Genomic DNA, 14,927 nt, shown 5'->3' with positions numbered 1-14,927 from the left:
ATTATGCTTAACCATCATACAAACAAATTACTGCTGTTTATATCAGCCTTTTTATTGGTTTCCTGTGATAAACTCCTCGAGATTCCGGAGCCTAAAAACAGCCTCACTACTGAAAAAGTGTTTAACAATGAAACACAAGCAAAAGGTGCGATGGCTGGTGTACTTACCCAGATGATCAATAGCAGTGCATACGGCTCTTTTAGTGCCGGACTCAGCAGTCAGCTGGGGCGTACTTCGGCCGATGAGCTGGACAATGTATTGAATCCGGGAGATAACTATTATAGAAATGCACTTACCGCTCAGGACGGTCAAAGTAACGGAATCTGGAACTCTGCCTATCAAACCATATATGGTGCAAATGGTGTGATAGAGGGTATCGCCGAATCAAAGTCGCCTTTATTAGGCGAAAAACTCAGAAAAGAGCTGACGGCTGAAGCTAAGTTTATCCGCGCTTTTTGTTATTTCTACCTGGTAAATACCTACGGGGACGTACCATTGGTACTCACTATTAACCTGGCTAAAAATACAAATATAGAACGCACACCAACAACAAAGGTTTATGAACAGATCGTTACTGACCTTAAAGATGCGGCAAATATATTGCCAGCAGATTATGCCAGTGGTAACGGAGAACGGATCAGGGCTAATAAATGGGCGGCAAAAGCTTTGCTGGCCAGGGTCTATCTTTACACAGGAAATTATGGGGACGCCATTCTGGAAGCAACAGATGTAATTGGTCAAACCAGCCTTTATCAGCTGGAACTTGTTGATCTGAACAAGGTCTTTTTGAAAAATAGCTCAGAAAGCATCTGGCAGTTGCAACAGAACACACAAGTAGATTTTTCCGGCAATGCGGTGCCCGAGGCGATATATTTAATGCCTAGCCCGCTCCATACCGGGGTTTCCAGTGATCTTTCTCCCAACCTGCTCCGTGCTTTTGACGAAGGAGATCTCCGAAAAGCAGCCTGGATAGATAGTACGGATTTTGTTTCGGGGAGTAATATGGTCCATGCAAGGTTCGTGTATAAATATAAAACAGGTCTGCACAACAAGGTCGTTAATGCCGAGGCTCCCGAATATTATATGGTATTGAGGTTGGCCGAAATGTACCTGGTGAGGGGCGAAGCAAGGGTATTGAATGGACCAATCAGCACAGGCATTGAGGACCTCAATGTATTGCGCCGTCGTGCAGGCGTAGATCCATTACCTACATCACTTGGAAAAGAAGAGGCCCTGGCTGCCGTTGCAAAAGAAAGGCAGGCAGAACTTTTTGGAGAATGGGCACACCGTTGGTTTGACTTAAAAAGAACAGGAAAAGCAGAAGCTGTACTGTCTGCAATTCCGGCCAAACAGCCCTGGAGAGGCAATTACCAGCTATTGTATCCAATTCCTAAAGAAGAACTGGAAAGAAATCATTTCCTCAAACAGAATCCAAACTATTAGAAACAGTCTTATCATTAAAAATTGAGCATCATGAAAAAACTGATTTTCCTATATATTCAGACCGGTTTATTTTTATCTCTTGTAGTTTCCTGTAAAAAGGAGCTGGTGCCCCAGGCTACTGCGGCTTTTACCATTGTAAATGCAGTATCAGGTTCCGATAATTTAGTAGCCAACTTTAATACCAACTATACAACTGATGGGATTTATCCTGTGGGGATGTATGTTAAATACAGGGTGTATACCCCTCAGAATCATTTGACGATTCCGGCCGGCGAACAACCTTTGTTAATTTACAGGTTTCCCGCCGCTGCCGACCAAAATAAACCTGTTTACCAGCTTAGTGTTAATCCTAATGCTGGAGAAGCAAGTACTTTATTCCTTACCGGAACGCTGGAGCAGCCGGAAACGCTGCTGATTACAAAAATGCCACCGTTTCATGCCCTTGCAGATAGCGTGCTTGGCTTGCGTTTTGTAAATCTTGCGCCAGCTAAAACTCCTGTGCGAATCCGCATTTCCGGAGAGGGAACCGAGCTGTCGGTCACTAACCTGGCCTATAAATCCGCTACAGATTATCTGTCTGTAAAAGCCAATGCTAAAGTTGGTGATGTACTTGTCGAATTTTTTGACCAGGGTTCGGGCACACTTTTACAAACCTATACCCTGAAGGACGTGGGCACGACGAGCCTGGAAAAAAATAAATGGCGTTACCGCAACTATACGCTGGCATGGTTGCCTGATGATGCAAAAGGGGTACTTGCCGGAGAACCCTTTCTAATTGATGATTTTTAACTAAAAACTGCCATCCTGGACCTCATTTGCTCCTCAATAACTGTGGGGTATGGGATGGTTACTGCTTTTTTACACGGTTTTCTAACACATAAACTATCTAATTCAATAAAAACTATGGAACCAATCGTTCGTATCAGCGGACTGTCGCACCGTTATAGTACCAGCTGGGCTATAAGAGACATCAATATTGAAATTCCCAGGAGTGGAATTGTTGGACTGCTTGGCTCTAATGGTGCCGGCAAGTCCACAACCATGAACATTCTTTGTGGCGTACTAACGCCAACAGCAGGATCGGTAACCATCAATGGCATTGATCTGAGCAAAGAACCGGAACGCGCAAAACAGGAAATCGGTTTTTTACCACAAACCCCACCGCTGTACATGGATTTAACGGTAGATGAATACCTGGTACACACAGCGATCCTGCGTTCAGTAGAAAAAAGCCAGTTAAAGTCAGCGCTTGAAGAGGTAAAAGAACGCTGTGGCCTTACGCACATCAGCAAAAGACTCATAAAGAACCTTTCCGGAGGGTATAAGCAACGTGTGGGTATTGCCCAGGCCATAATTCATCATCCCAAACTGGTGGTGTTTGATGAGCCAACCAATGGCCTTGATCCGAACCAGATCATTGAAGTACGTGGATTGATTAAAGATATAGCGGCTGAAAGGGCAGTAATCCTTTCTACACACATTCTTACCGAAGTACAGTACTTATGCAAGGATATTGTAATGATTGAAAGCGGAAGAATTGTCTTTGCCGATACAATGGAAGCTTTTGATAACTATATCGCTCCGCACAGTATGCTGGTGGTAATGGAAAATGCCCCCCCGGCAGAAGCATTGCTGGCCATAGAAGGTGTCATAAGAATAGAAACACTTACTGAAAAACAATTGCGGATCTATTTTAACGGTGACCGCAGCATTTCGGAAGCCGTTGTTCTCGAAAGTGCAAAACGGGGATGGCGGTTAAGGGAACTGAATATGGAAAAGAACTCTTTAGATGAAACTTTTGCCCAGTTATCCAGAATCTCGAATTAAAGACTTTACGATAAAATGAAAAAAATAATACAGATAGCCAGGCTCGAACTCAGCCTGCTATTTTATTCTCCGGTAGCCTGGTTGCTCATCATGGTATTCTTTGTACAAATGGCCCTTGCTTTTATGCCAGCGGTGAGGCAGATCCAACACCTGCAGCAATTCGGTATGGATTTCCCTTTCTTAACAGACAGGCTCTTTACAACAAACGTAGGAACGACTTTTGGAATTTACTTTGAGATCCTTAAAAGCCTCTACCTATATACGCCGCTGATCACAATGGGGATCATTAGCAGAGAAACCAGTAGCGGAAGCATTAAATTGCTGTATTCGTCGCCAGTGAAACTAAGCCATATTGTTTATGGGAAGTACATTTCCATATTGGTCTATAACCTTGTTATCGCAGGAATATCAGGGCTTTTCTTTGTTTTTGGGGCACTGTTTATCGAGAATTTTGATTATCCGCATCCTCTGGTTGGTATGCTAGCCTGTTATTTGCTGTTGAATGCTTATGCTGCCATAGGAGTCTTTATGTCCAGCCTTACCAATTACCAGGTAGTGGCAGCCATCAGTACTTTTATGGTGCTTGCTTTTCTAAATTATGTAGGTGGTTTTGGGCAGGGAATTGATTTTGTACGGGACCTGACCTATAGCTTGGCGATGCCGAGACGCGCAAACCGAATGATAGCAGGTTTACTGAACAGCCGGGATGTCATCTACTACATCGTCATTTCCGGTATCTTTTTAGCTTTTACCATTACCAGACTTGAAATGGCCAGGGTAGCCAAGTCATTTCTGCACCAGTTTTGCCGTTATGCCCTCATTGTAGTTGTTGGGGTGTCCATTGCCTATATCAGCTCAAGACAACCGGCAATAGCTTATTACGATGCGACGGATACAAAAGTAAATACCATTGTCAAGTCAACCCAAAACATCCTGAAGCGGATGGGAGCGGAGCCTGTTGAAATGACAGAGTACATCAATGGATTGGATGCCAGTTATTCTTATGGTGCCCCGGATAAGCGAATCGGTGCTATGGAGCGCTGGGAACCATATTTACGGTTTAAACCAAATATCAACCTGAAATGGGTTTACTATTATGACAGTATTCCGTATCAGCAGTTCTATGCGGCAAATCCTGGTAAAAGTTTGAAAACTTTGTTCAGGGAAAGGGCAAAAGCCGCAGATTTGGATACTAATGATTTTATTGGACCTGAAGCCATTCGTAAACAGGTTGATCTGCAGGGGGAAAACGGGCGCTTAGTGATGCAATTGAAATATAAAGGCAAAACTACTTTTTTAAGAACATTTGATGATGCGCAATTTTGGCCTGGGGAAGCAGAAATAGCGGCAGCGTTAAAACGCCTGATTGTAACCCCTCCAAAAATCGTTTTCGCAACCGACGGTTATCAGCGCAGTGTGGATAAGGTGGGCGACCGCGATTACAAAATGCTGATGAATGTAAAAGGGGCACGCAGCTCATTGATCAATCAGGGGTTTGACATCGACAGTATGGCTTTGGAACATGACGAAATTCCGGCCGGCATTGCCGCATTGGTTATTGGTGATCTGAGGGTGGCCTATAGTCCGGTGGCCTTAACTAAATTACAAAAATATGTTGCCTCAGGTGGAAATCTGATGATTGCCGCCGAACCGGGGAAACAAAACATAGTTAATCCTTTGCTGGAAGCTATTGGTGTAAAACTGCTAAACGGAACAATTGTCCAGCGCAGCAGAGACTATTCTTACGGATTGGTTACACCAACTTTAACGAAGGCTGCGGTATCAATGAGCGTAGCATTGAAAAAGCCTTACCTGGAAAAGTCCTTAGTATCAATGCCCAGTGTAGCGGCATTGAGTTATGATCGTAATGTTGGTTTTAATACCAGGCCGATTTTGATGACCAATGCAAAAACCAGCTGGATAAAAAAGGGTGTGTTTGTGTTGGATTCGGCAGCATTGGTATTCGAGGCGAAGAACGGTGATGAACAGGGCGCTTTCCCCGGCGCATTAACGCTTTCCCGAAAAATAAGCAATAAGGAGCAACGTATCCTGGTGTCTGGCGATGCTGACTTTTTTAGCAATAAAGAGTTAGGGAGAAATAACATGCAGATCATAAACGGATCTGTTGCCATCTCGATTTTTAGCTGGTTCTCCAATGCTGAATTTCCAATCGATCTGTCACGTCCGAATCCGAAAGATACCAAACTTAAGCTAAATAAAGCCGGAGTTAAAACATCGCAAATATTGTATTACGGAGTGATCCCAGGCACGATAATCCTGTTGGGTATGGTCCTCCTCATCCGCAGAAAACGTAAATAATTATGAGCTTTATAACCGATAAACAAACAATCGATGATTTGAATGTTTTCTCCAAATCGGGGAGCGATTCAATCTACCATATTTTTAATAAGACCTATACCCAGGGTGGGGCGGCCCTATTGGAGGAAATGTTCCGGAGCCCGCTTTCAGATCATAAAGCGATCAATGAACGGGTAGCAGTTTTGCGTTACTTCCAGGAAAGCAAGACTGCTTTTCCTTTGCAGGGAAACCGGTTTGAAGAAGCTGAGCGCTATTTGTCAAATACCGATCCGCGCAGCAGGCTTTCTAACCAGGGCTTTAGCATGGCAGATTTTAAAGCGGCAGGGCAAAGTGTAACTACACTGATTGAGATTTTGCAGGGCTTAAGAACCTTTATGTTGGAGCTGAAGCCAAGAGTTACAGATCATACTTATGGTAAGCAGGTAGAAGTAGTTTTGGCCTTACTCGCAACCAAGGAGCTGGAACTCATTTTTGCAGACCATAGCAAAGGAAAGATCTCTTCAGGTAAGATTGTCGAGTATGACAATATCATTCGTTTTCAGCAGCGAGCGCTGATGGAAAAGATCCTGCAGCATATTTATCACCTTGACGTGTACATTTCTATCGCCCGCGTAGCAACAGAGCGTGGTTATATTTTTGCTACCGCATTACAGCGTGATGCCAATCGTTTGCAGCTGCAGGATGTGTATCATCCCTTGTTGAATAAGCCTGTGGCCAATAGCCTGGAAATGACTCCTGACAGCAATGTCTTATTCCTTACAGGAGCGAATATGGGTGGGAAATCTACTTTTATGAAATCTCTGAGTATTGCCATGTACCTTGCACACCTGGGTTTTCCTATAGCGGCTAAAAAGATGGATTTCTCTGTCTGCGACGGTATGTATACCACCATTAACCTGCCAGATAACCTGGCTATGGGTGCCAGTCATTTTTATGCGGAGGTGCTGCGGGTTAAAAAGGTAGCTAATGAACTGGGGGCTGGGAAAAACCTTTTTGTGGTGTTTGATGAATTGTTTCGCGGTACCAATGTAAAAGACGCCTATGAAGGAACCATAGCCATCATGGAAGCTTTTGCGCGTAAACCACATTCCTTGTTTGTCATCTCTACCCACATTATGGAAGCTGGAGCAGTTTTAAAGGAAAGGTGCAGCAATATGATCTTCCGTTACTTACCCACCCGCATGGAAAATGGAAAGCCGGTTTATACCTATACACTAACAGAGGGTATTACTGATGACCGGCATGGGATGATCATAATCAACAATGAGGGCGTAATTGAGCTGATCAAAGAAAAAAAGCAAACTAAACAACAGCATGAGCATTTTCTGGCAGATAAACAGACCGTAGAAGACCTGAACCTGCAAGGCAAGTTTAAGCAACGGTCTGTTTACAGCTTGTTTAACCACTTACAAACCCGTGGAGGAGAACAGGTGCTGGAAGGGATGTTTGCACGTCCGCTAAATCATCCTGATCAGATCAATAAACGCAGTGCTTTGTTTGCATTTTTTCAGCAGGGCAGGGTGGTTTTTCCCGTGATCCGCTCACAGATTGAATCTATGGAGGACTACCTGGCAGGTGGTGCAGGGGCGTCTTTGCCGCGAGTAGCCTGGGGGATTTTTACCAAGAAGTTTAAACAGGTACTTTTTCATAATGCCGAGTTATTGCAACTGCAGGCCGGACAATCTGTTACTGTTGAAGTGTTACAGGCCTTTTGTAACTTCTTTTCAGAATTGAATGAGCGGGAAGACGCAGCCATATACCGGGAACAGCTGGATGTTGCCCTAAAAATTCTACAGGATTCCAGGCTTCAGGGAATTTTAAATGCGCCGGAAGGGCAGCTTTCGCTGATGCAGCTGATCCGCAATGACTATGTGATCCGCCATGCCATGATCAGTCAGATGGAAACACTGACCAAGCTGATTTATGAACTGGATGTATTTGTAGGGGTGTCTGCGGTAGCGGCAGATCAGGGATTTGTATACGCTAAAGCTTTACCGGCAGATCAGATGGTGCTGGATATGGAAGGCTTCAGACATCCGGCACTTAAAAATGGAGTCACTAATAACCTCTGCTTAACCGCTGAACGCAACATGCTGTTCCTTACGGGCGCTAACATGGCAGGTAAATCTACCTTCATGAAATCGATGGGCATTGCCGTTTATCTGGCTCACATGGGTTTTCCTGTTGCAGCCAGACATATGGAATTTTCCGTTAAAGACGGGCTGTTCTCTTCCATCAATGTGTCTGATAACCTGGATATGGGCTATAGCCATTTTTACGCCGAAGTACTGCGTACCAAAACCGTTGCCAAGGCAGTCAATGACTCCATGGATCTGTATGTGTTGTTTGATGAGCTATTTAAAGGAACCAACGTAAAAGATGCTTATGATGCCACACTGGCGGTAAGCAAGGCTTTTGCAGAGAACCGGAATAGCTTTTTTGTGATCTCTACCCATATCATTGAAGTAGGAGAAGCCTTAGGTAAAGCCTGCAACAACCTGCAGTTTTCTTTCCTGCCAACCTTGATGGTAAATGGTGTGCCGACATATCCATATACACTTACTTCAGGAATTACTACTGACAGACAAGGTATGATCATCATTGAAAATGAAAAGATTGTTGACATTATCCAAGCTAGTGAACCAGTAACCACCCAACCTCATTTACAATAGACATGTTAATCAGATATAGATTTTTAAGCTTTTTTTTAGTTACCGTGTTTTGCAGCCTTTTTTCCTGCAAAACACAGCTGAATGACCAGCCCCTTTTGTTGGATCCGGAAGTAAAGACAGGAAAACTGCCCAATGGATTTACTTATTACATCCGTAAAAACAAAACACCCGAAAAACGGGTCATGATGTACCTGGCAGTAAAGGCTGGCTCCATCCTGGAAACCGATCAGCAAAGAGGGATCGCCCATTTTGTGGAGCACATGAGTTTTAATGGGACCAAACATTTTCCTAAAAGGGAACTGTCCAACTACCTGGAACAATCGGGTGTACGCTTTGGTGCAGACATCAATGCCAATACTGGACAGGACGAAACAGTTTACCAGTTGCCCTTACCCTCAGACAATCCTGAACTGCTTGCCAATGGTTTACAGATTATGCGCGATTGGGCACAGGAGGCCAATATTGAAGCTGAAGCTGTAGAACGGGAGCGCCATGTGATCCTTGAAGAAAAGCGCTTTCGCCAGGGCATGCAACAGCGTTTTGAGGAACAGTGCATCCCAATGATTACCAACGGTTCCCGCTATGGTATGCGCTTACCTATCGGGACGGATGAAGTATTAATGAAAGTAACTGCGGATGAAATCCGTAGTTTTTACAAAGATTGGTACCGGCCAAATTTACAGGCTTTGATCATAGTAGGTGACATTGATGTTGCGGCTATGGAAAAGGCTGTTAAAATAAAGTTTGGGGACCTTAAAAATCCAGAAAAGGAGAAAGAACGTACTGCATATCGGGCAGAACTGACGGGAAAAAACCAGTATATGCAGTTCATAGATCCGGACTGGGGTGGAATTTCTATTGAAGTGCTGATGAAACGTTCGCGGGCTACGATCACTACAACGGCAGATTACCGGGCTGTTCTAATGAAAAATTTATTAATGCAGCTAGTCAGTGCCAGATTCAGGCAATTACCTTTTGTAACATTCAATGACGTCGCCGGAGGGTTGACAGCCATGTCTGTTAGCTTAACCACTAAACCTGCCGAAACGCAGCCCTCATTCCAGAGTCTATGGCTGGAACTGCGTCGCATGGAAGAACAGGGCTTTACATCAGCAGAATTGGAAAGAGTGAAGAAAAGCTATGGACACAAAATGGATGAAGCGTTAAAGGAAAAAGATAAAACTGCTTCGGAGGTGTTAATTAAATCATACCTGAATCATTTTCTGACCGGCAACATTGCCCTTGGCATTTCCAAAGAACAGGAGTTGAGCAAAGCCCTGTTACCCGACATTGCGCTGGCAGAAATCAATGAACTGATGAAATCGTATATGAAGGGCACTGATCGTGACATTATCGTTAAATCGTCTGAGGAAAACAAAGCATTTCTGCCCGATGAAGCGACCGTGTTGAGTTGGTTAGAGCAGGTTTATGTGCAGCCGCTTAGCCCGTTTGTAGATGATGTTCAGGATGCCCCGCTGTTAAAACAAATGCCACAGCCAGGAAAGATCATTGCTACGGAAAATTTCGACAAAGTAGGTGTTCAAAAGATCACGCTAAGTAATGGGGTAAATGTGCTGCTGAAGAAAACTGATTTTCAGAATAACCAGATTATTTTCAAAGGCTTTGCTGAAGGAGGAGCTTCCTTATACCCGGATGCGGATTATCAAAATGCCATTAATGCCGCCAGTATTGTTTCAGCAGCAGGTGTAGGGAATTACAATGCACAGCAGCTGAATACATTTCTTTCGGCCAGACAGATGCAGGTTGGCCCTTTTGTAAATGATACCTATCAGGGCATTAGCGGGCTTACCCCCATAGAAGATTTACCAGCTGCTATGGAAGTCGTGCATGCTTATTTTACAGCACCCAGGAAAGATGAAGAGGCCTTTAATATTTTGATCGGCAGATCGAAAGAAACACTGGCTAGCAAGGGAAATGCGCCCAGTCAGGTGTTTTCGGATACCGTAAACTTTGTGCTGGGTAATTACCATATGCGCAGAAGACCACAAAGTATCAACAGCATCAATGCCATTAAGCTGGACAGGGCCTACGAAATTTTTAAGGAACGCTTTGCAGATGCTTCCGGTTTTACTTTCGCGTTTGTAGGAAATATAGACCTGGAAACAATAAAACCGTTGCTGGAAAAATACCTGGGCTCATTGCCTTCAAAAGGCAGGCGGGAAAAAGCACGTGATCTGGGAATCAATACCCCTGCAGGACGGATTTCTAAGACGGTGTATAAGGGTGCTGTGCAAAAATCCAGTGTAATCCTTACCTATTCGGGGCCTTTCGTTTACAATTTCGGGAATACGATAAAGATGGATGCCATTGCTGACGCGCTTAAGATCAGCCTGACGAAACGACTGCGCGATGAAGAAGGTGGAACTTATACACCTAATGTGCAAATGAACATGAGCAAATACCTGAAGCAACGGTTTAGTCTGATGATATCTTTTGACTGTGCCGTACAAAATGTAGATAAGCTGATCGCTTCTGCACAGGATGAGCTGAATAAAGTGAGAACATCCGGACCATCCGCAGGGAACCTGCAGAAATTTAAGGCTACAGCTAAGGTAGAATTGCAAAACGGATCCACAAATAATGGGTTCTGGCTCGACTATCTAGCGGGAAAAGTGATGAATAAACAGCCTTTGATCCCTCTTTCAGACTATAACGATGCACTTGATCAGATTACGGTGCAATCAGTCAGGGACGCCGCTGCAACTTATATTCAGGATAAAAACTATATAAGACTGGTGTTAATGCCGGAAAAAACTAACCATTGATCGTAAAAATATGAAGAAAATCATACAAATAGCCAGGCTGGAGCTCAGCCTGCTATTTTATTCCCCGGTAGCCTGGTTATTAACCATTACCCTTTTTGTTCAGCTCAGTTTAATGTTTATGGGCGCTATGCCTGCACTAACAGGCGGACAAGACTTAAGCTTTTTGACCAGCAGCATTTTTACCGATCTTCAAAAAATCGGCATTTTATCACAAATGCTGGAACACCTTTACCTGTATATTCCTTTAATTACTATGGGTATCATAAGCCGGGAATTGAGTAGTGGCAGTATCAAATTGTTATATTCTTCTCCGGTAAAGCTGAGCCAAGTTATTTACGGAAAGTTCATTTCCATGCTGGCCTTCAATTTTGTGATTATTATGGTCATGGCATTTTTTGTGCTGCTTGGCGCATGGCATGTTCCTAACTTCGACTTTCCGCATATTATAATTGCTTTACTTGCTATTTATTTGCTGTTGAGTGCCTATGCAGCTATCGGGATTTTTGTGTCCAGTTTAACTACCTATCAGGCGGTAGCTGCTATCAGTACATTTGTGATGCTGGCATTCATGAATTATATCGGCACCGTTGGACAAGACCTTGATTTTATACGGGATCTTACCCATAGTCTTTCTATGCCCAGTCGTACTGAACGTATGATCGCAGGACTACTGAACTCCCGGGATGTGATTTATTATCTTGTCATTGCAGGGATGTTCCTGGCTTTCACCATTACCAAACTCGAACTGGAACGCTTGTCCAGAACTGCATTTCAACAGGCCATACGTTACGTCGGCATCTTAATCATAGGGTTAACTATTGCTTATCTCAGTTCTCGTCAGCCCCTCATCGGTTATTATGATGCAACGGCAACCAAAGTGAATACCATTACCAGGGCAAGTCAGGAAATCCTTAAAAAAATTGGTGATGGCCCCATTGAGGTGACAGAGTATATTAACGGATTGGATGGTTCTTACTTTAATTCAACTCCGGCTATGCGCATTCCTAACATTGCACGGTGGGAACCTTATTTCCGTTTTAAGCCGAATATCAACCTGAAATGGGTGTATTATTATGATAGTGTTCCCGGTATTACGCCACATTTGATTGAACAAAAGATGAGTTATAAACAATATGTCAACTTCATGGTAAATGTCAATGAACTGGATCTTGGTAATTTTTCTACCGCTAAAGAGCTGGCGCAGCAGGCAGATTTGCGTGGTGAAGACGCACGTTTGGTCATGCAGTTAAGGTATAAAGGTAAAAGCACTTTCTTAAGGACCTTCCCGCCGCCTGATCAGAAGTTCTGGCCTTCGGAGACAGAAACTGCGGCTGCATTGAAACGGTTGACAACAACTCCGCCCAAATTGGTATTTGCAACAGATGGCTATCAGCGTAGCATGGATAAAATGGGCGACAGGGACTATAAGATTTTGGCAAATAATAAAGCTTCCAGGTATTCCCTGATCAACCAGGGATTTGATGTTGACAGTGTTTCTCTGGAGCATAATGAGATTCCAAAAGATATAGCCGCGCTGATTATCGCCGATCCAAGGGTAGAATTTACAGCAAAAGCAAAAGCAAAGCTTCAAAGATACATAAGAGAAGGCGGCAACCTGATGATTGCGGGGGAGCCGGGTAAACAAAATGTTATCAATCCCCTGTTGGATTCATTGGGCGTTCAAATGCTGAATGGAACCATTGTTCAAAAGAGCAGAGACTACTCTTATGACCTGCTTACACCTGCCCTGGCGCCTGGTGCTGTTGCGATGGACAAGGGCTTGCAGCAGTATTATTCCTATAAAATGATTGTCTCTATGCCCAGTGCCGGAGCGTTGAGCTACTCAACAAATGGGATATTTAATGCCCACCCGCTTTTAATGTCAGACGCCCAGTCAACCTGGCTCAAAAAAGGCAAAATTGTATTGGACTCTGCTGCATTAGAATTTGACCCGGTTAAAGGCGATCAGCAGGGAAGTTTTCCTACGGCTTTGATGCTCACCAGAAAGGCGCGTAATAAAGAGCAGCGGATCATTGTGACTGCTGATGCAGACTTTTTCAATAATATGGAATTGAACCGTTCAAACATGCGGACCCTGAACTCCGCATTTGCAATGAGTATGTTTCGCTGGTTCTCCTATGGCGAATTTCCGGTAGATGCCAGCCGGCCACTTTCAAAAGATAATTCAACCACATTAACCAAGGAAAGCATAATGCCTTTGCAGGTCTTGTGTTACGGGGTGTTACCAGGTGTGTTATTCCTAACCGGCCTGATCATCTTAATCCGCAGAAAACGTAAATAATCATGAAACATTTATTTGAATCCATTAGCTGGGCGTTTCTCATTACTATAGGCCGTTATTTTATCATTGCGGGTATCTTTTTTTTAGTTTTTTACCTGCTTTTCCCCAAAAGCCTGTTGCGAAATAAAATTCAAAGCAGGCTGGCGGGCAGGGCCGATTTTCTTCGGGAAATTCTTCACTCTTCAATATCCAGCGTAATGTTGTCCATTACCGCAATCATCGCTTTATCGGATAGCCTCAGACCGTATACCTTTATCTATACCGATTTGGACGACTATCCTGTATGGTGGGTCCCGGTAAGCCTTGTGCTGACTTTACTCGTGCACGACACTTATTTTTACTGGATGCATAGGGCGCTGCACAACAAAAAACTCTTTAAAATAACCCACTTGGTGCATCACCAGAGTACAAACCCCTCGCCATGGAGTTCCTATTCCTTCCATTTCCTTGAGGCGATAGCGGAAGGTGCAGTCATCATCCTGCTGGTTTTCACTATGCCTTTGCATCCTTTAACCATAGGATTATTTGCACTTTCATCTTTCGTTATTAATGTATATGGGCATCTTGGGTATGAAATTATGCCTAAAGGCTTCAGAAAAACCATTCTGTTTGAAATCATCAATACCTCTACTTTCCATAACCTGCACCATCAAAAATTCAAGGGAAATTATGGATTGTACCTGCGGGTATGGGACAGGCTGATGGGTACAGAACATCCTGATTATGTAAAGCATTACGATCAGCTCCAGCAAAAACGGTTTGGGTAATTCAAAATATAAAATCCCCGGATAAATGAATATCCAGGGATTTTATATTTTATTTCTTGATTATTTTATCGAATGATTGATGTCAACAGGACTTTACATCACTTACTTACTTCGAAACTGTAAGTGGCACCCTGCCATGCAGCGTTGTAGGTCTTGCCATGGTGTGTGCCGTCTTTTTTCTCGCGTGCAGCTACTTCCAGCAGATATCTTCCAGGCCAGATCGGACTGAAGGTAATCATCCCTTTTTCGTCAGTTGTTATTTCTTTGCTCCAGCCTTCCGGAGAAAAAACGGAAACCGCAGTTTTGGCTAGTGGCTGCCCGTTTGCAGTTGCTTTTACCTGTACCGATGCATTTGCTTTATAAGTTTTAGCTTCTGTAGGATGCACTTTAACCGCAACCGGAATGGCCGAATGATCTATTGCGGCTGCTTTACCCACAGATACCAGTGCAGTAGCTATAAATTCATATTTTGTGGTACCGCCAAGTTCTTTTGCTTCATGGCTAACCGTTAATACATACTGGCCGTTTCCTTCAGGAGTAAAGGTTGCGCTGTAATAGTTACTTCCAGGAGTGGTACTAAGTTTAATTTTTTCCTTACCGGGAGCCGTTAGCCATAGCGTAAACTCTTTAACATCAGAATACCATTTATCGGTTTCCTCACGCTCGTTTGTAGCATACTCTCCATAGTATATTTTTACCTGCTGCGCCTGTCCAACCTTGCCCGAAGTGGCTGTTTCTATCCATAACGCATGTGCGAATAATTGACTTGTTCCTAATGTAAAAAGTAAAGCCAGTAATAATGATTTCATAT

General features: G+C 43.7%; 9 protein-coding genes. 8 read left to right on the top strand and 1 reads right to left on the bottom strand.

Features of this window, described 5'->3' with window-relative positions:
• Positions 1-3 precede the first annotated feature (3 nt).
• The 8 genes from B9A91_RS09395 (at position 4) to B9A91_RS09360 (ending at position 14,116) form a co-directional block, all read left to right on the top strand.
• Positions 4-1,443, top strand: coding sequence for a RagB/SusD family nutrient uptake outer membrane protein (locus tag B9A91_RS09395; RefSeq protein ID WP_159451682.1), 1,440 nt, complete (start codon positions 4-6; stop codon positions 1,441-1,443).
• A 30-nt stretch (positions 1,444-1,473) separates the two neighbouring features.
• Positions 1,474-2,232 (top strand): DUF4397 domain-containing protein, encoded by a 759-nt coding sequence (locus B9A91_RS09390; protein WP_084238079.1) that lies wholly within the window; start codon positions 1,474-1,476, stop codon positions 2,230-2,232.
• Between the two features lie 114 nt (positions 2,233-2,346).
• A complete protein-coding gene (locus tag B9A91_RS09385; protein WP_084239656.1) occupies positions 2,347-3,270 on the top strand; it encodes an ABC transporter ATP-binding protein in 924 nt (307 codons plus the stop codon).
• A 15-nt stretch (positions 3,271-3,285) separates the two neighbouring features.
• Positions 3,286-5,589: a Gldg family protein gene (locus B9A91_RS09380; protein WP_084238078.1), complete on the top strand. Its 2,304-nt coding sequence runs from the start codon at positions 3,286-3,288 to the stop codon at positions 5,587-5,589.
• A 2-nt stretch (positions 5,590-5,591) separates the two neighbouring features.
• Complete coding sequence (locus B9A91_RS24385) at positions 5,592-8,261, top strand: MutS-related protein (protein ID WP_235012511.1); 2,670 nt, start codon at positions 5,592-5,594, stop codon at positions 8,259-8,261.
• 2 nt (positions 8,262-8,263) lie between these two features.
• Positions 8,264-11,047 (top strand): M16 family metallopeptidase, encoded by a 2,784-nt coding sequence (locus B9A91_RS09370; RefSeq protein WP_084238077.1) that lies wholly within the window; start codon positions 8,264-8,266, stop codon positions 11,045-11,047.
• Positions 11,048-11,057: 10 nt separating this feature from the next.
• Positions 11,058-13,349, top strand: a complete 2,292-nt coding sequence (locus tag B9A91_RS09365; RefSeq protein ID WP_084238076.1) for a Gldg family protein — start codon at positions 11,058-11,060, stop codon at positions 13,347-13,349.
• Positions 13,350-13,351: 2 nt separating this feature from the next.
• Entirely contained in the window at positions 13,352-14,116 is a 765-nt protein-coding gene (locus B9A91_RS09360) for a sterol desaturase family protein (protein WP_235012510.1), read from the top strand.
• Positions 14,117-14,214: 98 nt separating this feature from the next.
• Here B9A91_RS09360 and B9A91_RS09355 read toward each other — a convergent pair whose 3' ends face one another.
• Positions 14,215-14,925, bottom strand: a complete 711-nt coding sequence (locus tag B9A91_RS09355) for a DUF4198 domain-containing protein (protein WP_084238075.1) — start codon at positions 14,923-14,925, stop codon at positions 14,215-14,217.
• Positions 14,926-14,927: the final 2 nt, after the last annotated feature.

It is taken from the genome of Pedobacter africanus (assembly GCF_900176535.1).
Classification (GTDB): domain Bacteria; phylum Bacteroidota; class Bacteroidia; order Sphingobacteriales; family Sphingobacteriaceae; genus Pedobacter; species Pedobacter africanus.
This window is presented reverse-complemented; position numbering and strand designations above follow the sequence as displayed.

Excerpts from the sequence above, each read along its gene's own strand:
- B9A91_RS09370 (WP_084238077.1), top strand. The coding sequence starts at position 8,264 with ATGTTAATCAGATATAGATTTTTAAGCTTTTTTTTAGTTACCGTGTTT.
- B9A91_RS09360 (WP_235012510.1), top strand. The coding sequence starts at position 13,352 with ATGAAACATTTATTTGAATCCATTAGCTGGGCGTTTCTCATTACTATA.
- B9A91_RS09395 (WP_159451682.1), top strand. The coding sequence starts at position 4 with ATGCTTAACCATCATACAAACAAATTACTGCTGTTTATATCAGCCTTT.
- B9A91_RS09380 (WP_084238078.1), top strand. The coding sequence starts at position 3,286 with ATGAAAAAAATAATACAGATAGCCAGGCTCGAACTCAGCCTGCTATTT.
- B9A91_RS09390 (WP_084238079.1), top strand. The coding sequence starts at position 1,474 with ATGAAAAAACTGATTTTCCTATATATTCAGACCGGTTTATTTTTATCT.
- B9A91_RS24385 (WP_235012511.1), top strand. The coding sequence starts at position 5,592 with ATGAGCTTTATAACCGATAAACAAACAATCGATGATTTGAATGTTTTC.
- B9A91_RS09365 (WP_084238076.1), top strand. The coding sequence starts at position 11,058 with ATGAAGAAAATCATACAAATAGCCAGGCTGGAGCTCAGCCTGCTATTT.
- B9A91_RS09355 (WP_084238075.1), bottom strand. The coding sequence starts at position 14,925 with ATGAAATCATTATTACTGGCTTTACTTTTTACATTAGGAACAAGTCAA.
- B9A91_RS09385 (WP_084239656.1), top strand. The coding sequence starts at position 2,347 with ATGGAACCAATCGTTCGTATCAGCGGACTGTCGCACCGTTATAGTACC.